Origin of the sequence: Bacillus sp. MYb56 (assembly GCF_002976445.1) — a bacterium.
In the GTDB taxonomy this organism is placed as follows: Bacteria; Bacillota; Bacilli; order Bacillales; family Bacillaceae_G; genus Bacillus_A; species Bacillus_A mycoides.
Window position 1 is genome coordinate 76,582 of sequence record NZ_PCOH01000020.1, and the last position, 26,614, is coordinate 103,195.

23 protein-coding genes and 1 pseudogene are annotated in these 26,614 nt (G+C 33.9%); 9 read left to right on the forward strand and 15 right to left on the reverse strand.

Going from position 1 to position 26,614, the window contains the following annotated elements; all coding sequences use genetic code 11:
* Nucleotides 1-30 precede the first annotated feature (30 nt).
* The 5 genes from CQ058_RS21280 to lytS all read right to left on the reverse strand — a co-directional run bounded on the left by CQ058_RS21280 (nucleotide 31) and on the right by lytS (nucleotide 5,179).
* Nucleotides 31-1,065 (reverse strand): AI-2E family transporter, encoded by a 1,035-nt coding sequence (locus tag CQ058_RS21280; protein ID WP_002016425.1) that lies wholly within the window; start codon nucleotides 1,063-1,065, stop codon nucleotides 31-33.
* Nucleotides 1,066-1,399: 334 nt separating this feature from the next.
* Nucleotides 1,400-2,092 (reverse strand): antiholin-like protein LrgB, encoded by a 693-nt coding sequence (lrgB, locus tag CQ058_RS21285; RefSeq protein ID WP_002191346.1) that lies wholly within the window; start codon nucleotides 2,090-2,092, stop codon nucleotides 1,400-1,402.
* A 34-nt stretch (nucleotides 2,093-2,126) separates the two neighbouring features.
* A complete protein-coding gene (lrgA, locus tag CQ058_RS21290) occupies nucleotides 2,127-2,558 on the reverse strand; it encodes an antiholin-like murein hydrolase modulator LrgA (protein ID WP_000104908.1) in 432 nt (143 codons plus the stop codon).
* Between the two features lie 133 nt (nucleotides 2,559-2,691).
* The gene (locus CQ058_RS21295) at nucleotides 2,692-3,432 is read right to left on the reverse strand and encodes a LytR/AlgR family response regulator transcription factor (protein WP_002130151.1); all 741 of its coding nucleotides are present in this window, start codon (nucleotides 3,430-3,432) and stop codon (nucleotides 2,692-2,694) included.
* Nucleotides 3,410-5,179, reverse strand: a complete 1,770-nt coding sequence (gene lytS / locus CQ058_RS21300; protein ID WP_002191347.1) for a two-component system sensor histidine kinase LytS — start codon at nucleotides 5,177-5,179, stop codon at nucleotides 3,410-3,412. Before lytS ends, CQ058_RS21295 begins: the two co-directional genes overlap by 23 nt.
* A gap of 328 nt (nucleotides 5,180-5,507) precedes the next feature.
* Between lytS and CQ058_RS21305 the strand changes: the two genes are divergently transcribed.
* Nucleotides 5,508-6,806 (forward strand): MFS transporter, encoded by a 1,299-nt coding sequence (locus tag CQ058_RS21305; protein WP_002191348.1) that lies wholly within the window; start codon nucleotides 5,508-5,510, stop codon nucleotides 6,804-6,806.
* Nucleotides 6,807-6,925: 119 nt separating this feature from the next.
* On the opposite strand, the gene CQ058_RS21310 is transcribed toward CQ058_RS21305, so the two are convergent.
* Together CQ058_RS21310 and CQ058_RS21315 are read right to left on the reverse strand one after the other, a co-directional pair.
* Nucleotides 6,926-8,494: a BCCT family transporter gene (locus CQ058_RS21310; RefSeq protein WP_002089904.1), complete on the reverse strand. Its 1,569-nt coding sequence runs from the start codon at nucleotides 8,492-8,494 to the stop codon at nucleotides 6,926-6,928.
* A 363-nt stretch (nucleotides 8,495-8,857) separates the two neighbouring features.
* A complete protein-coding gene (locus CQ058_RS21315; protein WP_002089906.1) occupies nucleotides 8,858-9,928 on the reverse strand; it encodes a nitric oxide synthase oxygenase in 1,071 nt (356 codons plus the stop codon).
* A gap of 219 nt (nucleotides 9,929-10,147) precedes the next feature.
* Here CQ058_RS21315 and sodA point away from each other — a divergent pair, with 219 nt between their 5' ends.
* The gene (gene sodA, locus CQ058_RS21325) at nucleotides 10,148-10,774 is read left to right on the forward strand and encodes a superoxide dismutase [Mn] (protein WP_002068665.1); all 627 of its coding nucleotides are present in this window, start codon (nucleotides 10,148-10,150) and stop codon (nucleotides 10,772-10,774) included.
* An 88-nt stretch (nucleotides 10,775-10,862) separates the two neighbouring features.
* On the opposite strand, the gene CQ058_RS21330 is transcribed toward sodA, so the two are convergent.
* Both CQ058_RS21330 and CQ058_RS21335 read right to left on the reverse strand, forming a co-directional pair.
* On the reverse strand, nucleotides 10,863-11,807 hold the full coding sequence (locus CQ058_RS21330; RefSeq protein WP_181150774.1) for an NAD-dependent epimerase/dehydratase family protein: 945 nt from the start codon (nucleotides 11,805-11,807) through the stop codon (nucleotides 10,863-10,865).
* Nucleotides 11,808-11,850: 43 nt separating this feature from the next.
* Complete coding sequence (locus CQ058_RS21335) at nucleotides 11,851-12,441, reverse strand: AmiS/UreI family transporter (RefSeq protein WP_002068662.1); 591 nt, start codon at nucleotides 12,439-12,441, stop codon at nucleotides 11,851-11,853.
* A gap of 523 nt (nucleotides 12,442-12,964) precedes the next feature.
* Here CQ058_RS21335 and CQ058_RS21340 point away from each other — a divergent pair.
* Complete coding sequence (locus tag CQ058_RS21340; protein ID WP_002191350.1) at nucleotides 12,965-13,366, forward strand: hypothetical protein; 402 nt, start codon at nucleotides 12,965-12,967, stop codon at nucleotides 13,364-13,366.
* Between the two features lie 118 nt (nucleotides 13,367-13,484).
* Here the strand turns inward: CQ058_RS21340 and CQ058_RS21345 are convergent, their stop codons facing one another.
* Nucleotides 13,485-14,303: a glycoside hydrolase family 191 protein gene (locus tag CQ058_RS21345; protein WP_002191351.1), complete on the reverse strand. Its 819-nt coding sequence runs from the start codon at nucleotides 14,301-14,303 to the stop codon at nucleotides 13,485-13,487.
* Nucleotides 14,304-14,600: 297 nt separating this feature from the next.
* On the opposite strand from CQ058_RS21345, the gene CQ058_RS21350 reads away from it, so the two are divergent.
* The 5 genes and pseudogenes from CQ058_RS21350 to pelG all read left to right on the forward strand — a co-directional run bounded on the left by CQ058_RS21350 (nucleotide 14,601) and on the right by pelG (nucleotide 21,430).
* Nucleotides 14,601-15,824: a hypothetical protein gene (locus CQ058_RS21350; RefSeq protein WP_002191352.1), complete on the forward strand. Its 1,224-nt coding sequence runs from the start codon at nucleotides 14,601-14,603 to the stop codon at nucleotides 15,822-15,824.
* Nucleotides 15,824-16,744 (forward strand): tetratricopeptide repeat protein, encoded by a 921-nt coding sequence (locus tag CQ058_RS21355; RefSeq protein ID WP_002191353.1) that lies wholly within the window; start codon nucleotides 15,824-15,826, stop codon nucleotides 16,742-16,744. Before CQ058_RS21350 ends, CQ058_RS21355 begins: the two co-directional genes overlap by 1 nt.
* Nucleotides 16,728-18,560 (forward strand): DUF2194 domain-containing protein, encoded by a 1,833-nt coding sequence (locus tag CQ058_RS21360; protein WP_002191354.1) that lies wholly within the window; start codon nucleotides 16,728-16,730, stop codon nucleotides 18,558-18,560. The genes CQ058_RS21355 and CQ058_RS21360 overlap by 17 nt, the downstream gene beginning before the upstream one ends.
* A gap of 3 nt (nucleotides 18,561-18,563) precedes the next feature.
* A pseudogene (gene pelF, locus CQ058_RS21365) lies at nucleotides 18,564-19,985 on the forward strand (GT4 family glycosyltransferase PelF).
* On the forward strand, nucleotides 19,973-21,430 hold the full coding sequence (pelG, locus tag CQ058_RS21370; RefSeq protein ID WP_002167287.1) for an exopolysaccharide Pel transporter PelG: 1,458 nt from the start codon (nucleotides 19,973-19,975) through the stop codon (nucleotides 21,428-21,430). The pseudogene pelF and the gene pelG overlap by 13 nt, the downstream one beginning before the upstream one ends.
* 47 nt (nucleotides 21,431-21,477) lie before the next feature.
* Here the strand turns inward: pelG and galE are convergent, their stop codons facing one another.
* Together galE and trhA are read right to left on the reverse strand one after the other, a co-directional pair.
* Nucleotides 21,478-22,494 (reverse strand): UDP-glucose 4-epimerase GalE, encoded by a 1,017-nt coding sequence (gene galE, locus CQ058_RS21375; protein ID WP_002191357.1) that lies wholly within the window; start codon nucleotides 22,492-22,494, stop codon nucleotides 21,478-21,480.
* Nucleotides 22,495-22,677: 183 nt separating this feature from the next.
* Nucleotides 22,678-23,325, reverse strand: a complete 648-nt coding sequence (trhA, locus tag CQ058_RS21380; protein WP_002016441.1) for a PAQR family membrane homeostasis protein TrhA — start codon at nucleotides 23,323-23,325, stop codon at nucleotides 22,678-22,680.
* Nucleotides 23,326-23,489: 164 nt separating this feature from the next.
* Between trhA and CQ058_RS21385 the strand changes: the two genes are divergently transcribed.
* On the forward strand, nucleotides 23,490-24,050 hold the full coding sequence (locus tag CQ058_RS21385; protein WP_002035007.1) for a DUF1836 domain-containing protein: 561 nt from the start codon (nucleotides 23,490-23,492) through the stop codon (nucleotides 24,048-24,050).
* 42 nt (nucleotides 24,051-24,092) lie between these two features.
* Here CQ058_RS21385 and CQ058_RS21390 read toward each other — a convergent pair whose 3' ends face one another.
* From CQ058_RS21390 to CQ058_RS32910, 3 genes are all read right to left on the reverse strand, one after another.
* Nucleotides 24,093-25,538: a DEAD/DEAH box helicase gene (locus tag CQ058_RS21390; RefSeq protein ID WP_002191358.1), complete on the reverse strand. Its 1,446-nt coding sequence runs from the start codon at nucleotides 25,536-25,538 to the stop codon at nucleotides 24,093-24,095.
* 189 nt (nucleotides 25,539-25,727) lie between these two features.
* Entirely contained in the window at nucleotides 25,728-26,144 is a 417-nt protein-coding gene (locus tag CQ058_RS32350) for a hypothetical protein (protein ID WP_002191359.1), read from the reverse strand.
* Nucleotide 26,145: 1 nt separating this feature from the next.
* The gene (locus CQ058_RS32910; protein ID WP_232301875.1) at nucleotides 26,146-26,355 is read right to left on the reverse strand and encodes a hypothetical protein; all 210 of its coding nucleotides are present in this window, start codon (nucleotides 26,353-26,355) and stop codon (nucleotides 26,146-26,148) included.
* Nucleotides 26,356-26,614: the final 259 nt, after the last annotated feature.

The window sequence follows — 26,614 nt, forward strand, 5'->3', positions numbered from 1 at the left end:
CGAACATCGATGCTTTTTCTTTACTTCACTTTATTTTTTTCCAACGTCCTTCTCCATTTCATCACTTGTCACATCTAAGACATCTAATAAGAAAATGAAGATTGGAATACCGATAATAAGTCCCCACACACCTAAGAAATGCTCAGAGAAAATTAATATCATAAATGTGTAGAAGATTGGTAAGTTTGTTTTTTGAGACATAAACTTCGGATTTAATACATAGCTCTCAAGTGCATGAATTACTGTTACGATAACTACAATATAAACGACATACATAATACCGCCAATATTGTAAGCAATCATACAGAGTGGGAATAACGAGATAATAACACCCGCCACTGGAATTAAACCAAGCAAGAAAATCATTAACGCTAAACCTAGTAATTGCGGGAATCCTAATATCCATAATGCAATAACAGATAAAACACAGTTAACAATTGCAATTAAAAATTGTGCTTCGATTACTTTTCCGAATGAACGTGCAAATTTCTTTCCGAAATACTCTATTTCGTTATAGAAAATTGCAAGTCGGCTTTCTTTAAATTTCGAAGTAAAAGCAACGATACGTGCTTTTTCAAGTAAGAAAAATAAGCTTAAAATTACAGAAAGTAAAACTTGAAGGCCAAATTTCCCAACATTCGTAATAGATTTATACAAAATGTCTACGCCTTGCCCCACATATTTAGAAAGCTCCATATGATTAACAGCATTAACTGCATACTTAATTAATTCACTATCAGGTGGATTTCTTAAAAATACATTAAATTGATAAATCAATTGTGAAATTTGTATTGTTAATACCGGTAAATATTTAAATAGCGTAATGGCAATTCCTGCCACCAACATTACATATAAAAGCGCTATAATAATTTTTCGATTAATTGGCATGAAATGATCTAATTTACGAGAAATAAACTTTTGGAATCGATCCATTAAATACGTCAACATAAACGTAATTAAAATTAAATTTAACATACTTTGCATCCCATACAATATGAGAGCAAGTAATACTAATACGATTAACCTCTGAAATCCTTTGCTTTGAAACAGGTTTTTTATTTGCATAATCGACGAGTACTCTCTCCTGTCCTATAAAGTAAAACGTTAACAAGTAGATCTCTCTCTATCCTCTACTTATAATTATCCTTTAATATTAAAGCCATTGCGAGCAATTTATATTCAACCCTAACCACCCGTTAATTGTGCTATATATTATGTTACTTCTTATTTTACAATACAATGACCTATTTCAGAACGCATTATACGTAGTATTAATGAAGATTTAAGGAAACTTTTATCCTTCAATAGGTCTTACCACTACTGTAACATAAAAAGCAAGCTATCAGTAGAAATCCGTCCTACAAATAACTTGCTTTTATATTTTTTTTAGTAAGTTTTATCATCCAATAAACGGCATGAACATTGGAATAACCACCACTGTTACGACACCAACCACTGTCACAGCGATACTGGCCATAGCTGCTTCTACTTCACCCATTTCGATACCTACTGCAACCCCTAACGCATGTCCTGCTGTTCCAAGCGCTAAACCTTTAGCAATCGGATGTTTAACTCTAAATGTTTTTAAGAATAAAGCTCCTAATGCGTATACGATAACAGCATTAAAGATAACTGCAAATGATGTAATTGCTGGAATACCACCGATACTTTCAGAGATTGGTAATGCAATTGCTGTTGTTGCTGCCTGCGGTAACATTGAGTTCATTACAGCTGTGTCTAGACCAATTGCTTTTGCGACAATGTACACAACAACCACTGAACAAATAGATCCAACCACAATAGCCGATAAAATTTGCCACCAATATTTTTTTAACTTATCAACTTGTTTATATAATGGAATTGCAAACGCGATTGTTGCTGGTTCTAAGAAGAAGCTAATCATTTTTCCGCCAGTATTATATTCTTCAAAAGTAAAGTTACCTACTTTTAGAAAGACAATCCCTAATACCATCGCTACGAATAATGGTGTGAATAAGAAGAATCCTTTTGAATGCTTAAATAATAATGTTCCGATTCCGTATGCGATTAATGAAACGACGATTCCGAAATATGGAGTCATTGTGCTTGCCATGTTCATTCCCTCCTAACAATATATACTAAATTGGTTACGCAACTTTTCCGTGCTTGCGTCCTTTATTTACTACTTTCAATTCTTTCGTATCTTCTATTTCTTTATCGTCTTTTCCTAAAATAAATTGTGCAAATAATCCTGTTACAGCGAGTAAAATAATTGTTGCGACAACAATTACAGTTAAAATTTGTACAAAATATTGTCCCATTACACCGAGAGAATTAATAACCGAAATACCTGATGGAACGAAAAGGAATCCGATAATACCTGTTAAAGCCGTTCCGAGTGATTCAACTTGTTCCAATTTAATAACTTTTAAACATAATAGGCTAAATAAAATAACTAATCCGATCACCGATGAAGGCATCGGAATTGGTAAATGCGTTGCAATAATATTAGAAACTAACATAATAGCTGAAAATATGAATGCTTGTGATAAGAAACTATATACTTTTTTCGTACTCATTTTGGCCACCTCTTTCGATTTGGTACCTTTATTGTATAAGATAAAAATAAAACTGTAAGCGTTTACATAACGGAACGTCAAATATACAAAATTAGTTACAAAAATAGGCAGACGAAATACAAAAAGCTGCTTCTTAAATACGAAGCAGCTTTTTAAGTTCTTTTGCATATGTACGGCTAACCGGGACTTTGGATCCCTCTTTCATAATTAAGTTATAAGTCGAATTAAACCACGGCTGTATCTCAGAAATATGATTAATATTAGCAACGAAACTACGATGAACACGCATAAAAATTGTTTGTGGTAATTTCTTTTCCAAAATGACAAGCGTATCATGTGTTACATATGTTTCTTTCATTGTTTTTACAGTTACTTTCCCATCTACAAGCCCTACATAAATAATATCTTCAATGTTAACAAGTACAATTGATTCCTCAATTGGTAATGCTAATTTATGCATCTCGGCCGTTACATCTACACTCTTTACATCTTGCTTTGTTTCTAACTTTATTTGCTTTTGTTTTTTATATTTCTTTAATGTCTGTACGATACGTTCTTCATCAAATGGCTTTAAAATGTAGTCTAACGCATCTACTTCAAATGCTTGCAATGCATATTGATCATAGGCAGTAGCAAACACAATTGAAGGTGGATTTTTCATTTTCTTTAATATATTTGCGATTTCAAATCCATTATCATCAGATAACTGAATATCTAGAAAAACAATATCTGGTTTGTTTTTCATTAATTCTTCTAATGCATCCTCTACACAATCCGCCTCACCAATTATCTCTACTTCTTTTGTTTTCTCTAATAAATATTTCAATTCATCCCGTGCTAACATTTCATCATCAACTACTAATACTTTTAACACTCCGTTTTTCCTCCTCTACTTTTTTCGGAATCACAAAGAGGATCTTTGTCCCTTGCTCTAATTCACTTTCAATTTGAAGCATTGTCTCTTTCCCAAATAACCCGATAAGTCGTTCATTAATATTATATAAGGCTGTTCCCGTCCCTTTCTTTGATGGAACTACCATTTTTCCTAATTCCTCTAGACGTTCACTCTCAATCCCTTGTCCATTATCCTTTACTTCAAAGTGAACCATCCCTTCTTTTTCAAACACATGTACCTCGACTTGGCACACTGGCTGCTTTTTCGGAAAAGCATGGCGCAATGCATTTTCAACTAATAGCTGAAGCACAAATGGTGGAACTAAAGTCACCTTTAGTGCCTCTTCAATGTACATCTTCACTTCATACTTATTCGGAAACCTCGCTTGCTCTAACGATAAATATGCATGTACATGATTCAACTCTTGTTCTAATGGAATAAGTAATTGTCGTGCCCCTTGCAAATTACAACGAAAATAAACGCTAAGCTGCAATAATAATTTTCTCGCTTTCTCTACATCTGTTCGGCATAAAGCTGATACTGTATTAATTGCATTAAATAAAAAATGCGGATTGATTTGTGCTTGCAACGCTTTTATTTCGGCATCTTGCAATAACTTACTTTGTAACTCAGCTTCACCTAACTCAAGCTGTGTGGAGAATATTTTCGCTAGCCCTTCCGCTAACTCTTCTTCAACACGACTTAATTGATTAGGGTTTTTAAAATAAAGTTTTAATGTTCCTATCGTATTTCCATGTGAAGTTAATGGAATAACAACTGCCGCTTGTAATGGACACCCTTCATGTTGACAATTAATAATCTCACGTGATTTTGCCTTCATTATTTTCCCTGTTTTTAATACTTCTTTTGATAAACCTGTTATTAAACTGTGTGAAGGAATATGATGATCTGATGCTAATCCAACGTGAGCTAAGATTTCCTCTGTATCTGTTAAGGATACCGCATCTGTTCCCGTAAAGCGGTGAATAATTTGTGCCACATGTTTACAAGACTCTTCTGTTAACCCTTGGCGGAAATATGGTAACGTCTTATCAGCAATTCGTAATACTTTATGCGTTTGCAAAGCTTTTGCGTTTTCTTCTTGTCGTAAAATAGCTAGTATCATCGAAAGTAAAATGAAACTGCCAAAACTATTTACAAGAATCATCGGTAGCGCAATTGTTTTTACAACACTAAGTCCATCTTCTATAATTAATAGAATCATAAGCATTTCTAAAGTAACGATAAAAACACTTAAAATCGCAGAAAATTTAGGCGTAATTACACGATTATATTTTTTGAAAATGTATCCAATATACCCCGTTATAACACCTGCTAAAATTGATGAGATTGCACAACTGAGCGCTGTCGTCCCGCCAAGCATATAACGGTGAATACCCGCAATCGATCCCACTCCAATACCGACGATAGGACCACCAAGCAATCCACTAATTCCAACACCCATAATACGTGTATTCGCAATTGTACTAGATGACGAAACACCTTGTAGCCAATTTTCTTTCATAATTGTATTCCCGGCAATTTCAATTCCTGTGTAATTGCTGACAATTGTAAACACTGAAAAAATACAAATAAGCTTAAGCTTATCTACATACCCATCTTGTCTATGAAGAAGGCGCCTGAACGTTTTAATATGAGAAAGTAAAAATCCTAAAATAACAATAAGTCCGACACGTTCAATCATCATAAGTACTAAATTTAGCATCTGTGATTCATTCCTTTTTATATGAGTTAGTTTTATTATGGGAAAATAATGAAGTGGGCGTCAAGAAGAATGCAATATCTTTTGAAATATTTCACACATAACTATCCCCTCTTTATTTGACAATCTAACAGAAGAGTGCTAAAAATAAAGTAATATAATACAGTCCTTTAACCCAACCCCGTGAGGTTGAGAAGGAAGTCGGAATATACTATACGTATGGTCTTTTTTAGGGATACGTATGCTTTTTTGGCCTTCTCATCATATCAGGTGAGAAGGCCTTTTGTTATTCTTCCATAGCGACTGTAGAAGAAAATAAGGAGGAGTAATGATGAACGTCACTACTGATGTACAATCAACAACAGAGGAAACGAAGGAGAAAAGATATAAAACATTGTTTGGTTCTGCGCTAGGATATGCAGCAGAAGGTTTAGATATGTTGCTCTTATCTTTCGTACTCGTCTACATTTTAAAAGAATTTCATTTAAGCCCTGTTGAAGGTGGAAACTTAACATTAGCTACCACAATAGGAATGCTAACCGGGTCTTATTTATTTGGATTTATTGCTGATTTATTTGGGCGTATCCGTACGATGGCCTTCACAATCTTACTATTCTCACTAGCAACAGCACTTATTTATTTTGCAACAGATTATTGGCAATTATTAATTCTTCGCTTTTTAGTTGGAATGGGGGTTGGTGGTGAATTCGGAATTGGAATGGCCATCGTAACTGAAACATGGTCTAAAGAAATGCGCGCTAAGGCGACATCCGTTGTTGCACTTGGATGGCAATTTGGCGTACTAGTCGCTTCACTCCTTCCGGCATTTATCGTCCCGCATTTTGGATGGAGAGCTGTTTTCTTATTTGGACTCATTCCCGCTCTATTAGCTGTTTACGTTCGCAAAAGTTTAAGTGAACCGAAAATATGGGAACAAAAACAACGATACAAAAAAGAATTGTTACAAAAAGAAGCTGAAGGTAATTTAACAACCACTGAAGCAGAACAACTAAAGCAAATAAAAAAGTTCCCACTTCGAAAGTTATTTGCCAATAAAAAAGTAACGATAACAACCATTGGTCTTATTATTATGTCATTTATCCAGAACTTCGGATATTATGGAATTTTCACTTGGATGCCAACTATTTTAGCAAATAAATATAATTACACGTTAGCAAAAGCGAGCGGTTGGATGTTCATCTCTACAATCGGCATGCTAATTGGAATTGCAACTTTTGGTATTCTAGCCGATAAAATTGGTCGACGTAAAACTTTTACAATCTATTATGTCGGTGGTACTATATACTGTCTCATTTACTTCTTCTTATTCACAGACTCAACATCATTGTTATGGGGAAGTGCATTGCTTGGATTCTTTGCCAATGGCATGATGGGGGGATTCGGAGCAATTTTAGCTGAAAACTATCCTGCTGAAGCTCGCTCGACAGCAGAGAACTTTATTTTCGGTACAGGACGTGGGTTAGCTGGATTTGGACCTGTTATTATCGGCTTACTTGCTGCAGGTGGTAATTTAATGGGAGCATTATCTCTCATCTTCATTATCTATCCAATCGGTTTAGTTACAATGCTATTATGTGTCCCAGAGACGAAAGATAAAGTATTAGAATAGATTGAAACTATACGAAATGTTTATCCGAATACTGTCCCCTCAGGAAAAGTATTTGGATAAATAGCAAAGAGGAAGCATCTCAAATGAAATGCTTCCTCTTCTTATATAAATACAATTATTTATTTTGATTTACTAGCTTTTTGGAACAAGAAGCTAGTTTTATCTTCTTCTTTTACAATACCTTGTTTTAACGCTAATTCCCCTGCGACTTTAGGCGCTAGCCATAGCATTGGGAATAACAGAATAGATACCGGAACAGCCGTCACTACAATGAAGGATTGTAAGGCGTTAATACTTCCCTCACCCATATATAAAAGAATCGCCGCAACTGCGCCCATAATAAGCGACCAAAAAACTCGCAAACTAATTCTAGGATCTCCATCTCCAGTCACTGCCATTGAAATCGAATAAGCCATTGAATCTCCTGTTGTCACTACAAATAAAATTGTTAATAAAAGAAATGCAGGTCCAATAATATTAGATAGTGGCAGTTGCTCTGTAATTGCAATCATAGCCGCTGGCATACCAGATTCACTTAATGCGGTCGAGATAGAACCAGGATTCATTAACTCATAAAACACACCTGATCCCCCTAGTATAGTAAACCAAAACGTTGTAATAATAGGTGCAATAATTCCAATTGCAACGATGATTTCTCGGATTGTTCTTCCTCTTGAAATTCGGCTCACTAAAATTGCCATCATCGGTCCATATCCAATAAACCATCCCCAGAAAAAGATTGTCCACGATCCTAACCAAGCTGTATCACCACGATATGTGCTCATTGGAATAAATTCATTTATATAAAACCCAAACGAAGAAACAAATGAATCGATAATAAATCCACCTGGTCCAAATAGTAATACAAATACCATTAATAGAACTGCTAACCTAACATTTAAATTACTTATAATTTGAATCCCTTTATCAATTCCTGTTACCGCAGATATAGTAGAAACAGCTACTACACAAACAATAATGGCTAATTGAGTAGTAAACACATCAGGAATGTTAAACAATGCTTGTAACCCATAACTTGCTTGTAGTCCTAAAAATCCAATTGGACCAATCGTCCCTGCAGCTACCGCAATAATGGCAAATACATCGATCATTGTTCCAAGCCAACTCTTTCGCAATTTCTCTCCAAAAATAGGATATAAAAGCGTTCGAGGTTTTAAAGGCATATCTTTATGATAATGCCCGTACATCATAACTACCGCACTAATTGTACCTAAAATCGTCCAAGCGAGGAAACCCCAGTGCATATAACTTTGTGCTAAAGCCGGCATTACCGCTTCTTTCGTTCCAGCAGTTATACCTTCATGTATTGGTGGCACCGTCATCAAATGGTACATCGGCTCTGCGGCTGCCCAAAAAACGCCACCTCCGGCAAGTAATGTAGACATAATAATAGCGAGCCATTTTGTCGTACTAATCTCAGGTTTTTCTAGTCCCCCAAGTTTAACTCTCCCATATTTTGAAAACGCCATACACATTGCAACAACAAATGTACCAATTAATAAAACCTGCCAAAAGGCACCAAAATATTTAATTGAAGCTGCAAAACTGCTATTAATGGCTCCCTCTACGTAACTTTTATTTAAAATAACTGCAATTACAAATAATAAAAGTGAGCCACCACTAATAAGAAATACAGGCCAATCCGTTTTTCGACTCTTCATCCTCATTTACACTTCCTCCTTCCTCAGCAATCTAAAAAAACAACTTTATTATGTTTTCTTGTTTACACCCAAAACACAATGATTATATAAGCATAATAATTCATCAATTTCCTACACACTTATGTTGTCCCTAAAAATATGCTAAATCCCTTATTTAAAAGAAAATTTCTATTCCTATTACATAAAAAAGCAAAACAAAAGACCTTATATTTCTATAAGGTCTTCGAAACAGAAATTTGATTATAACATAAGGAACTCCTTGGTTCAAAAAGTCCTTTCCAAAAATAACCGATAGTAAAGGCTTCCATTTGCTACGTAACAGTAATTTAAAAAAATTATATTTTGCAGAAAAAAAAACTATACTAGCTATTATTTATGAAAGAAATTCGGCTTCAAAATTTCATTTGGATACGGTTTATGATAAATATGAGTGGTAGCTGGCGACAACGGTGGAATGAGCCACACCCAATTACCTGTTACAACCCGTCCACATGCCGCTTCCTGCTTCTCAAATTGTTGAAATTGTTGTGCAGCTGTATGGTGATCCACAATACTAACTCCTTGTTTTTTAAAAGAATGTAAAACAGCCACGTTTAATTCAATTAGCGCCTTGTCTTTCCATAACGTACCGTTTCTCGATGTATCGAGCTTCATCATCTCCGCAACAGCCGGAAGTAAATTATAGCGATCATGATCCGCTAAGTTACGAGCCCCAATCTCCGTTCCCATATACCATCCATTGAACGGGGCTGCCGTATAAGAAATACCGCCAATTTCTAAGCACATATCTGAAATCATTGGAACCCCATACCATTTTGCTCCAAGTGACGAAATCGGGTATTCTGGGTGTTCAATTGGCACTTCTTTTACTTCTTCTCTCGGAATTTCTTTATATATAGGTGCCTTCCCGTTTATAGAAAACACAAGTGGCAATACATCGAAATTCGTACCTTCTCCTTGCCAGCCAAGTTCCTGACAAAAATCTGTAAACGCAGTGGAATGAGAGTCACCAATCACTCCCATTTCTGTTTTATATCCTGCATATCGAATCAATTGGTGATTATAAATTCGTATATTATTTTCTTCACCTTGATATTGCTTAAAAATTGTAATTGTCGGTTTAACTTTCCCATCGTTCGTTGCATATTTAATATGATGAATTAATGCATTGTATACACCTTCCTCATCATTTACTTCACGTGCATCTAATATGTGCATCTTACTCCAAAATAGTCTTCCGATACATCGATTACTATTGCGCCATGCCATTCGTGATCCATGAACAAGTTCTTCAAATGTATGCTCATACGTCCCCGTCTTCTCTATCTCAACTTGAATTTCTTTTATTCTCTCTTCTATGAATTGTTCTTTATTAAGCTCTTTATAGCAAACCGTAATAAAATGACTCGCTTCCTCTATTAATTGTTTCGTTTTACTCATAAACGATCTCCTTCTATTTCAACAAAACGTTACTACTTTACAGTATAAGCAAAAAGAATAAGAGTCACAAATGAAAGTCGAAGTGTTACTTTTATTGTAATATTTTTCAGAAAATTAAAGAGATTACTATTGACTTGTATAAAAAATAGGTGTATTTTTGACTCAGGTAAACTATTTTTACCTAGACCAACTTTTTTTAATAAGAAAGGAGGGAATGTTATGTCTTCATTTCAATTGCCAAAGCTTTCATATGACTATGATGAACTAGAGCCATATATCGATAGCAACACGCTTTCTATTCATCATGGAAAGCACCATGCGACATACGTAAATAACTTGAATGCCGCTTTAGAAAACTATACGGAATTACATAATAAATCTTTAGAAGAGTTACTATGTAATTTAGAAACTTTACCAAAAGAAATTGTTACAGCTGTCAGAAATAACGGTGGTGGACATTATTGTCATAGTCTTTTTTGGGAATTAATGAGCCCGCGAGGTGGCGGTGAGCCTAATGGAGACGTTGCAAAAGTAATTGATTATTATTTCAATACCTTTGACAACTTAAAAGATCAACTTTCCAAAGCAGCTATTAGTCGTTTTGGAAGTGGCTATGGATGGCTTGTTCTGGACGGTGAGGAACTTTCCGTTATGAGTACACCCAATCAAGATACACCTTTGCAAGAAGGTAAAATTCCATTACTCGTCATCGATGTATGGGAACACGCCTATTATTTAAAGTATCAAAATCGGCGTCCAGAATTTGTTACCAACTGGTGGCATACGGTGAACTGGGACCGGGTAAATGAAAAGTATTTACAAGCAATTCAATCACAAACACATTAGTCGTGCGTATAAGGTAAATTTGGTAATGTAAAATTAGTATTGTCGAAATCCTCCAGAATCCCCCGGATTGCCACCGGGGGATTTATGATTATTTCATTGTATTTATGTAATAACGTAAAACTTTTTCCGTCTCTAATTTCAACTCTCGGAACGGGAACCCTAATTCACGAGCCTTTCCATTATGTAACGTACAATTAATCACTCCATTATAAGGAGCAATATTATCTCCTACTTCTGGAATGAGCGCTTTTATCCCGGTATTCTCTTCTATGAAACGAATAACTTCTCTGGTAGAAACCACCCCGTTACTACAAGCATTAATTGGCCCTTCTATGTTTTCCATCCCGCACCAAGCTAAAAACTGTCCTGCTTCCTTTTCATGTATAAATGACAACTCTCCATCTACATGATCCACAACGATAGACTCTTGTTTCACAACATGTTCAACGTAAAATTGTAATCTTTTCGTATAATCGTTTTCTCCAATAACGACGGGAAATCTTACCGCAACGACTGGGAATGTTGCATGTTGAAATAAAACTGCTTCAGCTAATCGCTTGCCTTCACTATAATTGAAATCATTCCTACCTCCATACGTAATTGTATACTCGTACGGATTGAAGTTTTCTTCTAATAGGCCTAACGCAGGCTCATAGACAGCCATTGAAGATGTCATAATGTATTTCTTCGTTTTTCCTTTTAGCACTTCACATATTATCTTCGCTGCATTCGAGCTATAGCATAAATTATCGTATACGATATCATAACTTTTACCTTCAAAATGCTCTTCTAGTAGCCTCTCATCTTCTCTATCTACAATCAGTCTTTTTACTGCACTTCCAAAGGAATCTTCAGTAACTCCCCTCGTCGCAATCGTTACATCATGTCCAGCTTGCAACAGTACTTCTACTAAATGTTTACCAAAAAATCTTGTTCCCCCTAGCACCAATACTTTTTTCACCTTCATCATCCCCGTTTTCACAAATTGTAAAATACTACCTCTATTATTATAAACGCTAAAATAAAAAAACATGGAATCAGTTTAACGATTCCATGTTTTTTCTACACACGATACATTAACGTACTCGATATTTAAAAATACAATAGCAGCAATATAAAATAGAAATTACTGATACATAAACCCATAGTTCATATATGAATCCCTCGCCCCATACTCCCATAAAATAAAAGAGTGAAGGCAACGTCAATGTTACCCATGATTGTACAAAGGCAATTCTGCCAAGATATTGATTGATATTCTTTTTTTGTGCATTTAATACAAAGAATAAATACCAAAGTAATGCCCACATAAACCATGTTAACGCATTAACAACATCGTGGAATTGAACAAATGAAACAATCATATAGAATAAAGCAATAATTGCTACCCAAATACAGAACCAGCCTAGTCCACTACTATCCATTCCTTTAATAAAAGTAACGCCTACATATAAATAAGTTAAACCAAATAAAAAAGTAGCTGCATATGAATATACCGTCCAATTACTTTGATCAGAAATCATAATTAAATAAAACGGTATAATAATTTGTAACGCTCCTACAAATAAATTAAAAACACCTGCACTTTTCATCTCTACTTTGCCTAATATGACAAGACTATTTAAAAATAAAGCTGCACCTGAAAGTAATAATCCTACGTAACCCATATATATTCGTGTGAAAATCTTTCCCTTTCACACTTTTAACCTCCCCACAATATAAAGTGATACTTTATCCTGCATTAACGAGCAGTAAAACCCCCACCTCAAAATTCAGCTAGAGCAAAGAAGTTAAGTGGGAGATCAACTGCCCGTAAAGCCCGATTGGTGAAGGCTAATAATCAGTGGGGATGAACAACCCCCACCCACTGATTAAAGTTTCACTTTATTATTTTTCTTCCTATTTAAAACTACATACATAATTTTTAATCTGAATAAGTTAGACTTCCTACCTTAAAAAACAACAAATTTAAAACGCTTTCAATAATAAATAACCCTATCAAAACATGAAATAGGATTCCTTGATTATAAACGTACTCTAACAATGATACAAGTGTTGGAATACTTTTCAATACTACGTTTTGAATTTCTATAAAAAATTAGTAGAATGATACATTTTCCCTATCTCATTCTATTAATTTTTTGCATAGAATATCGTACACTCATATTAATTTAGAAAGGTTTGATATTTATGCCTCTTCATTATCCAAATCATTTTGTTTTTCACTCCACAGGTGTATTAACAAGAGAGCCCGCAACTGTTTCAGCAGTAGTAAACATTGTAAATTTAGATGCATATTACACACACCATGTAACTATAGAGGTTTGGGATTGGTCTAACTATTCTAATCCTGTAAAATTACCTGTACTACTTGGTGAAAATACGGAAGTAGCATTCCCATATATTTTACAAGGCAACCACTTAGCAGTTTTTTATGCTGATTTAGATGACTCTATTGATTTGTATGAAATTCGTATTTCTTATCCTGGCCACTCCAATATTGTTGCAAATTGTTTTGGGCGAAGTATCCCGCCATATACAAGCCAAAAAGGTAATACAGTATACCATAAACAACTCGTTCGAATTCATTAAATCTCCCCCTATTATGTGAAAGGGGCTGGTCAGTAATACATTTATCTTTATAAGATAATCTTATTACTGACCTAAAGCGTGATAGTCAATCTTGATAGTTTCTCATTTTGAACACTTGCTATTTATCATAAATATCATTCGGATTTATTGTAGGAACAAATCCATTTGTAGAACTATATTTTTTAGATACATTATCTGGGGTCACGGTAAACGTTACAATTTTATTGCTTTGTTGTTTAAAATAACGCATCCAATTTTGACTCCATTCATCTTTCGCAATAACTTGTTTATTGAAGTCTTCCCACAATACACCATGTATAAAATTCAAGGATGTATTTTTGATTGTGTCAAATCCCCAATTCTGTATAAGAAGCAGGTTGGAATCAACACTTTTAATTTCTTTTAATAAATTTACATATGCTTCTCGAAATTTCCCTTGTGTAGACGGCTGATCATAAAAATAGTCATCAATATCACCAGCTGTATCTAAAAACACCCCATCTATTCCTTTTCCAATAACTTGCTGTTTCACCTTATTCACAACAATCCCACGGTAGTGTTCATCAGCTAAATTCATAATATATGTATCCCACTGCTCAATCTTCATTTTCTTACCATCTCTATAATAATAGTCTGATTCAACTACTTGCGATTTATGCCACGATTCTAATTCTAAAACACTAACATAGCCAAGAACTACCGTTCCTGATTTTTTTAATTGCTGAACCTGTTCTTTCGTAAATGCATATGGCTCTATAATAACCATTTCATACTTTGAAAGTCTCTCAATTACTTGCTCATTTGCTTCACCATAATAAATTTTATAACTTCGTACATTTTTTAAAACTGGTTCCACAACATTTGCTTGTGCGGATGTACTTGAGGAAAAAATAAAAGAAAATATAGCTAAAAAGCATACGGAACGTTTCCACTCCATAATAATATTACCCCCTATACAACTGTAATTTTCTATTGTTTTAAATGTTAATACAAATATAGTAATACCATAACATTCTACATTTTTTCAAACTCGATTTTTTATAAAAAATCCCAATAAATGCAATAAATTAACAGAAATTAGAATTTATTTCACTTGAATTTACTACATCTCTGTTGATAAAATGATTTGGGCTTTATATATTATATATCTTAAAATAATTCTTTTAAATTATGTATTTTATTTCAGTGTACTATTCCTCATAATTAAATTTGCAAACGAAAGAAGGGATTTTTTATGCACTATAGACAATCTAATATATTCCAAAAGATGATTGAACCTACGATTCTCTTTATTGCACTATTTTTTCTATCAATACTAACTGATTTTCTTACACCAACGTATGAATACTTCCTACTCTTATTTATTACATTAATTATTTCTAGCCGGTATGGCATATCTATTGCCCTTTTCGCCTTTCTGGAAGCAATGATTTATATTTTTATAAGCGGTATATATAAAGAAAATGATGTATTACTGTACTTTTATTCATCAGATTACTGGATAAGTTGGATTTTCTTACTTGTTATTAGTTTATGCTGTGGACTGATGAGTACTGCACAAAAAGAACGTTATGAAGATGTACATATGATAAATAATGAGTTGAAAGCTGAAAATAAAGAATTAAAATATGTCGTGAAACAATTGGATGAAACACGTATTACACTACGTTCTCGTGTACTTGAATCAAATAACCACTTATCTAAAATGTATCATATGTTTAAAGCTTTAAATCATACACATCCTGAAATTGTACTCGATGAAGGAATGAATGTATTAAAAATGTATTTTGGAGCAAAAAAAATTGGTATCTATCACGTTGATAACAATAAACAATCGCTTCGTATTAAATTAAGAGCTGAATCTGGTAAAAATACATTATCTCAATCTATTTTCGTTAAAAACGCTTCCTTAGTCATCAAAAATGCGCTAGCGCATAATCGACCTTTTTTCCGTACAGATGAGGATTTTCAAGACGCTCCACTTTTAGTTGGTCCCGTCCTATTCCAAGATGATGTACAATACGTCATTATATTAGACGAAATCGAGTTTTCAAAAGTAACTTCTGAGCAATTCGAACTTTTCACATGGTATTTACGCTGGATGGGTGATCGTTTACAAAACGCTTCTAACCTTTGGCTATCCAGTCAAGAGGATCGCACATTCCCTAAAACAAGCATTTATTATGAAGATGAATTTGAACATTTACTAAAAATAGAAAAGAAACGTTACGAAACACTATCTTATCCATATTCCTATTTTGAGTTCAATGCTCCACAAGATTATTTAGGAATGATAAATTCTATTTTAAAAGACCATTTGCGAGATATCGATATATTCGGTTATAGTACGACCGAGCAGAAAATCATGATTTTATTACCTGGCACTGAAGAACAGTTTTGTATACAAGTTCAAACTCGTATACAAAACGCTCTTTCTTCTAAAGGAGTGATAGTCTAATGATTTTACTCCTTCTTTATTTTATTTATGTTATTTTGGTTTTTCTTTTATTTCGATTTACGAAAAGTTTGATTACTAAAGATAAAAAAGGAATTATTGAATTTTGCTTGATTCTATCTCTTCTTTTCCCGCTTATCGGACTTATTGTATCAGCAATCATATTATTACTTAATATAAGACGTTCCAAAACCGAGTGGTTACAGCAATACTCTGATTATGTTGCCTTTCACGTTGATAATTACGAAGATATTTTGGAATCAGCAAAACAAGATATGGACTTAATTTCATTTTCTTCTGGATTAGAACTAGATAAGCCTGAATTACATAAACAACTCATTGTACAGTTAAGCTCCTCCTCTATTGCTAATGAAGGAGGCTTATTGAAAGAAGCCATTCACCATAAAGATCCTGAAACTGTGCATTACGCAGCAACTACTATTAATTTACTAAATGAACGGTACGAAAAACAAATCGAATACTTAAATAAGCAATTTCTACAAAATCCACAAAATGAAATTGCAAAAGAATTGGTTTCTAACTATTTAAGATATATAAACAGTGGTCTTCTTTCTAATCAGCAAAAAGAAAAAATAATCGCTGAATTTATGAATTTTATTACACAAGGTGTAGAACTATTCCCTAACGAACCTCTTTACCCTTTCCATCTTGGAAATCTGTTTCTACACACAAAACAATATGCAAAGTCTGAAGAACAATTTTTAAATCTTATTCATTTCTATCCTGAATCATATTACGGTTACGTTGGTTTACTTGAAATATATTATGAACAACAGTTATGGGACGAGCTCTATAACTTAATCAATAATCTAACAGATGCAAAAAGAGTTCATATACTACCGCGTAAATATCAATTATTTGTAAGGCAGTTTGGAGGCGCACACATTGAAAAAGGGGATTAATATATATATCGGGATTATTAGTATCATTTTATTTCTCTTAATTTTATCCATCCTTATATATCGAACAGAAAATTTTTATCAAAAGTTTTCTGTTCCTAAAACTAAAGAAACAGATACTGTTAAAACACTCAAAGCAAAAGATGTAGCTCAAAATGGACAAAAAATGCAATTATACGTTTTAAAAACGGATAATACATTAGGGCAACAAGTCGAATTTAATACGAAGAAGGCAATGGATTACGCACACCTACACTATAAAGATATTACAGCTAATGAAATTAAGGGACTTACTCCCTCTCCCTATACAGGGATTATTATTACAGGTGAAATAATGGAGCAACTTCCACAAGCTGATATTCAAAATTTTGTACAAATGGGCGGAAGAATTATTATCGCAAACCGACTTGATTCAGATCCTTCCTGGAACACATTATTTGGTATTACCCAAAAAGAAGGTTTCAAAGATGCGAAAGGATTAACCTTTGAAGAAGTTTTATTCCCTGGTTATCCAGATCTCTCAAGTTCTTCTCCATTGTTTACTCATAGCTCAATGAATATTACGCTAGATGAGAATACAACTAATACTTGGATTACAGCGGAAGATACTCCCATCCTTTGGACCAATGACTACGGTGAAGGAAAAGTCTTATATTGGAATACAACAGCATTGAACGATAAATTAGGTAGAGGTATGTTCGTTCAATCCCTGGGTACTATTTTCCCGACTTTCGCTTCAGCACAACTTGGAGCGGAGATTATGTATATCGATGACTTCCCATCTCCGATTCCAAGTGGAGAACTAAAAAACTTAACGAAAGAAAAAATTTCTGTTGAAGAATTTTATAAAAAACATTGGTGGAAAAATATGAAGGATATCTCTGAAGATCTTGATATTAAATATACGGGTGTTGCCATTGGGACGTACCAAAATAAAGTAACGCCACCCTTTGAAGATTTCACAGGTAAAAATAGAAATACCTATTTATTATTTGGGAGAGAATTACTAAGTCACGGCGGGGAAATAGGCATTCATGGCTATAACCATCAACCTTTATTATTACCACCAGATCCAGTAGATAAAGCACTTGAATATGTTCCCTGGAATTCAAAAGAGGATATGGAGAGCTCCTTAGATGCTCTGCAAAAACTCGTGTATAACTTCTTTCCAAACGAAAAATTAAAAACCTATGTACCACCATCCAATATTATAAATACAGCTGGATTAAGTGCATTAAACGACGCGGTTCCAACTATGGAAACAGTTGCTTCTCTATATGTGGGAAGTAAAAGTAACGGTAGTTTAATTCAAGAATTTGGACCAGATGAACATAATAAAAATATTTATCACTTCCCGCGCATTACGAGCGGCTATGCTATCACAGATGAAGAGCAATTTATCTTAACTGATGTTACCGCAAATTTAGGGGTTATCTCACATTTCGTCCATCCAGATGATATCCTTGATGAAAAACGCTCAGGTAATTTAACATGGGAAGAATTATTTAAAGCTTATAAAAAGACAATTAAAGAAATACGAGAAAGATATCCTTATATAAAAAGTATGACCCAAAGTGAAGCAACTGCTTCTATGAAAATTTATCAAACTGGTGACCTAGATGTTTCTTATGAAGATGATGCTGTTCACATTGCATATAAAGGGTTACCAAACCATACTTCAACAATTATACGTGTAGAAGAAGGTAAGAAAATACAACCTGGCTCATTCTCTTACGGTACAGTTAAAAAGCTTGATTCCCAAATTTATAGCGTTACGTTAACGAAAGCCAGCGCTACGATTCCAATTAAAGGAGCATAACAGATGAGAATAGGTTTGGTCGTTGAAGGCAGCTATCCCTTTGTAAGTGGAGGGGTAGCAAGCTGGGTTTAAATGATTATCCAGCAGTTTAAAGAACATGAATTTACGATTTTCGCGATAGTCCCTCAAGTAAAAACAGAAGATGAATATCAATATGAAATTCCAAGCAATGTAAAAGACATCATTCTGATTCCTTTGCAATCAGAAAATGAAGCAAAACATATAAAAACTAATTTAACTAAACAAGAAGTACAGACACTTCAAAAATGGTTTACATTTCAAGCTAACGATACAACAGCATTACAAATATTAGGAAATAAACAAAAGCTAGGAACACTCCATTCCTTCTTCGAAAGCCGTGAGTTTTATGCAATTGTTAAAGAAAGCTATTTATATGAAGAAAGTAGTGGATCCTTCTTAAATTACTTTTGGATGTGGAGATCTATGTTCACACCGATCATTCAAATTTTACAAATTGATTTTCCTGAATTAGATCTTATTCATTCTGTATCGACAGGGTATGGTGGATTGCTTGGTGCTGCAATTAGTGCCAAGTCCGATATACCATTTATTCTAACTGAACACGGTATTTATTCTCGGGAGCGTGAAGAAGAAATACTACAATCTACTTGGATACCAATTGAATATAAAAAAAGATGGGTTTCTTTCTTTCATCACTTGTCTCATCAAGCATATGAACAAGCCGCTGATGTAATTACGTTGTTCGGCCGAAATAGTGCATATCAAAAAGAATTAGGTGCTCCGGCCCATAAACTAAAAATCGTTCCAAATGGCGTTACTTTATCTGACTATAAAGGGTTACGTAAACCAAAATACAATTCGGATAAACTCATCATTTCTGCTATTATACGAGTTGTGCCAATTAAAGATGTAAAAACAATGATTTATGCAGCTAAATTATTATTAGAAAAAGATATTCCATTTATATTTTACTTACTAGGTCCTGATACAGAAGAAGCAGAATATGCTCAGGAATGTCGTGATTTAATTCAACAATTAGGATTAGAAGAGCATGTAATAATGACCGGCAAAGTAAATATTAAAGATTACTTAAAACAAACAGATATTCTCGTATTAACAAGTATATCTGAAGGACAACCATTAGCTATGTTAGAAGGAATGGCAGCAGGATTACCATGGGTTGTTACAGATGTCGGCTCTTGTAAGGAATTAATTTACGGACAAGATGAAGATCCTTACGGACAATGTGGATTTGTTGTACCACCTGTATCTCCTGAACAAGTTGCCATTCATTTAGAGTGGTATTATCGTCACCCTGAATCCATTCAACAATTTGGGGATAACGGGCGCAATCGTATTGAAGCGCACTATCAATTATCAGGTGTCGTTGATAGTTATCTTAAGCTTTACTTAGAAAGAGGTAAAAAAACATGGCAGGGATAGGATTTCGTTTACAAAAATTATTCCAAGAAGACTACTATTCTTCCAGAATAAAAGCGTACGGATTTTCATTATTTGTTACAGCTGGTCCTTGGTTAGTCGTTATTTTAGCAGTAACAGCTATTCGATACATTTTAAGTTTGTTCCATTCTATTTCAATTGAGGAACAGCGCCTTTTTACAATTTCAATTTCATACTGCTTCATTTTTTCTCAAATCATATATGGTGCCTTGCAGCTCATCGTAACTAGATATGTGGCCGACCTTTTATACGAGCAAAAAGCTGATAAAGTATTTTCTTCCTTTTTAGGAATGACGAAAATCACACTTTTTTTAGCTATTATCTTATGGCTTTTGTTTGCAATTTTTACGCCATTAGCCTTGTATTATAAAATCGTGATGCTATTTTTATTTTTAGCTTTAAACATCATTTGGATTCAATCCATTTATTTAACAGCAGCTAAAGATTATCAGTCCATCGCTCTTGCATTTTTAATTGGTTCCATTTTCTCCTTATCTGGAATTGCGCTTATCGCTTACTGGCATCCAACACTTGGAATAGAACACGGATTGGCCCTATTACTTTTAATTTCTTTTACAATCGGGACTTTCATTACATTAGTGTGGTTAAGTATAGTTATTGTACGAATGTTTCCAAATAGTGATGCTACTGAACAATTTACCTTTCTTTCTTATTTAGATAAATATCCAGAACTATTTTGGTCAAGCTTACTTTACAATATTGGCATTTGGGTATGTAACTTTGTTATTTGGTTCGGAGAAGGGCGAGGAAATATTGAAAACACGTTTATTTATCATCAAATTTATGATACATCTGTTTTCTGGGCTTATTTAAGCATTATCCCAACCTATATTTTCTTCGTAGTATCCATTGAAACAAGATTTTATGAACGGTATAAGAAGTTCTTCGGTTCAGTTAACAACGGGGCGACATTAAATACAATTTTACAATTAAAAGAATCAATGAACTTTGTCCTAAAGCAAGAAATGGAACGAATACTTCGTAATCAAGGTATTTTTTCTTTACTTATTATTTTTATAATATGGATGTTTAGTTCACAATCTGGAAACGTAACACTTGAATACTCTATTTTGCAGCTGACTATAATTGGTGCTTATGCAAACGGGATGGTCCTTGTTATCACGTTACTACTCTTATATTTTGAAGATCGTAAAGGGGCATTTCGAACATCAGCCCTGTTCTTTTCTGCAAATTTGTTATTAAGTCTTCTTCTACTTCCATTTGGGTTCAATGGTTACGGTATTAGTTTTGCACTTGGATCTTCTATTACATTCTTATATGCTATTTCTAGACTCTTTACTTACATTAAAGATATTGATTACTATACGTTTTGTCAGTCAAATACTCCTATAAAACGGCGAACTTTCTTTACTAAATTTGCTAATAAACTTAATGGAAATAAATAAATAAAAATGACCTTTTGCTCCCGCAAAAGGTCATTTTTATTTATTTATTAAACTTCTAGATAGCCATTTTTGTTATTTGATTGCCATCTCCAAGAGTCTGCACACATCTCTTCTAATCCGCGTTTTGCTTCCCATCCTAATTCACGCTTCGCTTTCGATGCATCTGCAAAACATACTGCCACATCACCAGGTCGACGCTCCGTAATTTTATAAGGAACTTCTTTGCCCGAAACCTTTTCAAATGCTTCAACCATTTCCAACACACTATAACCAGTACCTGTACCGAGATTGTATGCATCTATCCCAGTAGTGCCAAGTACCTTTTCAAGCGCCTTTACATGGCCATTTGCTAAGTCTACAACATGAATATAATCACGGACACCCGTGCCATCTTTTGTTGGATAGTCATTTCCAAATACACTTAATTCCTTTAGCTTACCTACCGCTACTTGTGTTACATATGGCATTAAATTATTTGGAATTCCGTTTGGATCTTCTCCAATACGTCCACTTTCATGCGCACCAAATGGGTTGAAATAACGAAGTAATGCGATACTCCATTCTGCATCCGCAAATGCTACGTCACGCATAATTTGTTCAATCATTAATTTCGTTTGGCCATATGGATTCGTTGCACTTAATGGAAACTCCTCCGTAATTGGTGATGTTTCTGGGATACCATACACTGTTGCAGATGAACTGAAGATCATCTTCTTCACATTATGCTTCTGCATCACTTCACATAGCACTAATGTGCTTGTAATGTTGTTATGATAATACGTTAACGGAATTTCTACTGATTCCCCTACAGCCTTAAAGCCTGCAAAGTGAATAACAGCTTCAATTGTATTTTCTTCAAAAATCGTATCAAGTGCTTCTCGATTTAAAATATCTTCTTTATAAAATTTAAACTGTTTTCCTGTTATCTCTGTCACTCGATTTATAGACTCTACTGAGCTATTCGAAAGATTATCTACTACTATAATTTCGTAACCGTTTTTTAGTAATTCTACGCATGTATGACTACCAATATATCCTGCTCCACCTGTTACAAGTATTGCCATAATTATAGTCCTCCATATTTCATTCATTATAAACTTCTCAAAGTATATCACATATTTCTTATCATATGTTTATTATGCGAACACAGAAACTTACATTTTATCCCATGATTTTTTGTACAATACACGATTCAAATCAGGTAATAAAAAAACGCCACATAACAGACATCGCGTGGCGTTTTTTGATCAAATTACGTAACAATATACACTTAGAAAATGCGCAAGACTACCTAACAATACAAAAACATGAAAAATTTCATGGTGTCCCATATATTTAAACTCCAACCATTTTGGCTTCGCACCGTAAATAAACCCACCAATTGTATAAAAAATGCCTCCAAGTACTAAGAAAATAATACCTCCTGTACTTAGATTCTCAGCTAGCGGTGCAAAGAATAGAACAATTAACCAACCCATCAGAAGATAAATTGCTGTCGATAACCATCTTGGACAATTAAACCAAAACATTTTAAAAGCAATACCACAAATTGCCGTTGCATAAACTAAACAAAATAATAGTAAACCATTTGCCGAATTTAATGTAATTAAGCAAAAGGGTGCATATGTACCTGCAATTAATATGAAAATCATAGAATGATCTAGCTTCCTAAAGAAATAAATAACACGTTCACTGGCTACGACACTATGATACACAGCTGATGCCATATAAAGGACCATCATCCCGATACCGAATAAAATAACAGCTGTAATTGCAGCAACAGATGGCATCTTAACAGAAACTTTCACAAGCATAGCTAATAATGCAATAAATGATAATACAGCTCCTCCTAAGTGAGTAAATGCATTAACCGGTTCTCTTACATAAACATTCATATAAACACCCCTCATATAATTACATGTAGTTTTCATAACTACATGTAATTATATACATATTATCCTTGCGGGTCAACATTTACAATTCATTTGTTTCGTAATACCATATTTAAAGATATACTAAACATTAAGTTCCACTAAGTTATAAAAGTGAGGGGTTCTACGTGGAAAATATAAATAAATTACTTGAATCATTACATTTAGAAAAAAGTATTAAACTTGAGGATATCCCAAATGTCGACTTATATGTAGACCAAGTTGTCCAACTATTTGAGAATACTTATGCGGATACAACAAGAACTGATGATGAAAAAGTATTAACAAAAACAATGATTAACAATTACGCAAAAGGGAAATTATTCATCCCTATCAAAAATAAAAAGTATTCAAAAGAACATATGATTTTAATCAGCTTAATTTATCAATTAAAAGGAGCTCTTTCCATTAATGATATAAAAAGCTCCTTAGAAAATATAAATGCACCGTTAATAAACGACGATACATTCGAATTAAATACTCTATATAAAGATTACCTTTCTCTTACTGACACCAATGTGGAAAGCTTTAAGCAAGACGTGAATAACCGTGTTAAGGAAGTAAACGAGGTTTCTTCCTTAGAAGATCCAAAGCTAGAAAAGTTTTTATTACTAACATCCTTCGTGACTATGAGTAATATGTATAGACGTTTAGCAGAGAAACTAGTTGATGACCTCAAAGAAACTTAAACAAAAAAACTATCCACCTGTTAGAGGTGGATAGTTTTTTGTTTACTTAATTGCTTCATGAACCTTTAATTGTTTCCCTTTAATCGTTGTGTTTTTCATATTTTTTAAAACAAGTGGTCCTTTTCCATTTAATATTTCAACGTAAGAAACATTGTCTTGTATTGTAATAATTCCTATATCTTCTGCTGTAACACCTTTAATTTTAGCAATTGTACCGACGAAATCTACCGCCCTAATTTTCTTTTTCTTCCCGCCATTAAAGTACAATTTCATAATTCCTTTGTTTAGGTCTGCATTTTTATCTTTCTTTATAATTGGTTTAGCATGTATCTTTTCCTCAAATACTGCTTTCCCTTTCATAACTTCTTCTTTTGAAGGTGCAAGTGCCTTTGGAATTTCAAAGCCAATGTACTCCTCAATCTCTTCTAAAAATCTATTTTCATACGGCGTCATGAATGTAATAGCTTTCCCGTTATTACCAGCTCGTCCCGTTCTTCCCGTACGATGTACATAACTTTCTTTTTCTAATGGAATATCATAGTTAATAACATGTGTAATATTATCAATATCAATTCCTCTAGCAGCTACGTCTGTCGCTACTAAATAACGGAACTTTCCTTTTCTAAAATCGTCCATAACTTCAAAACGATCTTCTTGTACCATACCACCATGTATTTTGTCACAAGGATAGTTAACCCGCTTTAACTGCTGAAATACGTGATCTACATTTTCTTGCGTACGGCAAAAAATAATACAACTATCTGGATTCTCAATCGTTGTTACATCTTTAAGAAGTGAAAGCTTCTCCTCTTCTCTCATCTCAAAAAGTGTATGTTCAATTTTATCTGTTGTAATCCCGGTAGCCTTAATTTCAATATGCGTTGGCGAATCCATATACGTACGAGATAACTTTTCAACATCTTTTGGAAGTGTTGCTGAAAATAGCATTGTCATTCGTTTTTTAGGTAATTCGTCAATAATTGCCTCTACTTGATCGATAAAACCCATATTCAGCATTTCATCCGCTTCATCAATAACTAAATACTTCAAACACTCTAAAGAAAGGGTACCTTTTTCAATATGATCTAACACACGGCCAGGAGTCCCAACTACAATATGTGTTTTTTGCTTTAACTCTAATTTTTGACGTGCAAATGGAGATTTACCATAAACTGCAGCGGCCTTAATTCTTTTGAAACGACCTATATTCGTAATATCTTCTTTTACTTGCACCGCAAGCTCTCTCGTCGGTGTTAAAACTAAAGCTTGTGGCTTATTCTCTTCCCACTCCACCATTTCACAAAGTGGTATGCCAAATGAAGCGGTTTTTCCACTTCCAGTCTGTGATTTCACGACAAGGTCTTTCTTTTGCAAGGCAACTGGAATAACCTCTCCTTGCACTTCCGTTGGATGTTCATATCCTAAACCAGTAAGTGCTCTTACAATTTCTTTACTTAATGCATAATCGGTAAAACTTTTTTTACTCATATATTAACCTCTTTTTATTCTGTATTATTTTCTTTTTTCGCTTTTTCTATCAATGAATCATCATATACCTTATTATCACCTTATTCATTATACTTGAAAGCTCACATAAAAAGGCGAATCATTCGTGATTCGCCTGACTAAACAAAAGGATCTTCTATTTTAAAAACTTTTTAAAAATATTATTCCATATTATTCTGCCTTCTGACCGGTAATAACACTTTCTTTCTTCGGCTTCTCTTCTATTACTTTTTCTTCCTTACGGTTCTCATCTTTTGTTTTATCTACATCTACTGCCCTCGGCACACTCTGTATAATTTGTTCATTCGCATTTTGATAATATATTTTAAACTGTTCTTTCCCTTTCGTTTCCCTAATAATTACGTTAAGTTGCTCTTTTACATCCGCAAACTTCTGCTCGTTTTTCAACTCCTCTACTTTAACTAGCATTTGCTTATATTTTTCTTCCTCATCTTTTTGATTAGCTAAAACTTCTCGTTTTTCTTTTGCTTGTTTGGCTAATATAACTGAACTAGCAGAATCATTTTCAATTTCCCTCAATAACGAAATTGCTCGGTCTATATTACTTTCCTGTAATGCTTCAATCATTTTATTTATTTGTTTGATTCACCTTCAGCCTTATTTCCCGATCATCCTTCTTTTCTTTTAACGCTAATTCAAAAGATACGACTGCTCTATCGTATTCTTTATTTTCCAATGCTAAATCTCCTTGTTTCTCTGCCTTATCAAATGCATCATTATTGCTACATCCGGCAGTAACCAACAAAGTTATTCCTATTATTAGTATTAACTTTTTCATAGTATTTCCCCAGCTCCCTCGCTCAAAATAAGAAGCATACATACAATCTTATGCAATTATCGCAACTTTCCTTACTTTTTTATAAACGAACATTATGCATAATAAATCTATTTAAATTCGTTTTTAACGTTATTTTTAAAATGTATTGGCTTCTTTTCAAAAAAACGTTAAGAAAATCTTTGACTTCTTACTGAAAATGATGTAAATTACCCTATGGACGAACATTTTCAATCAATAAAAATAAAATATTCGTATTTTA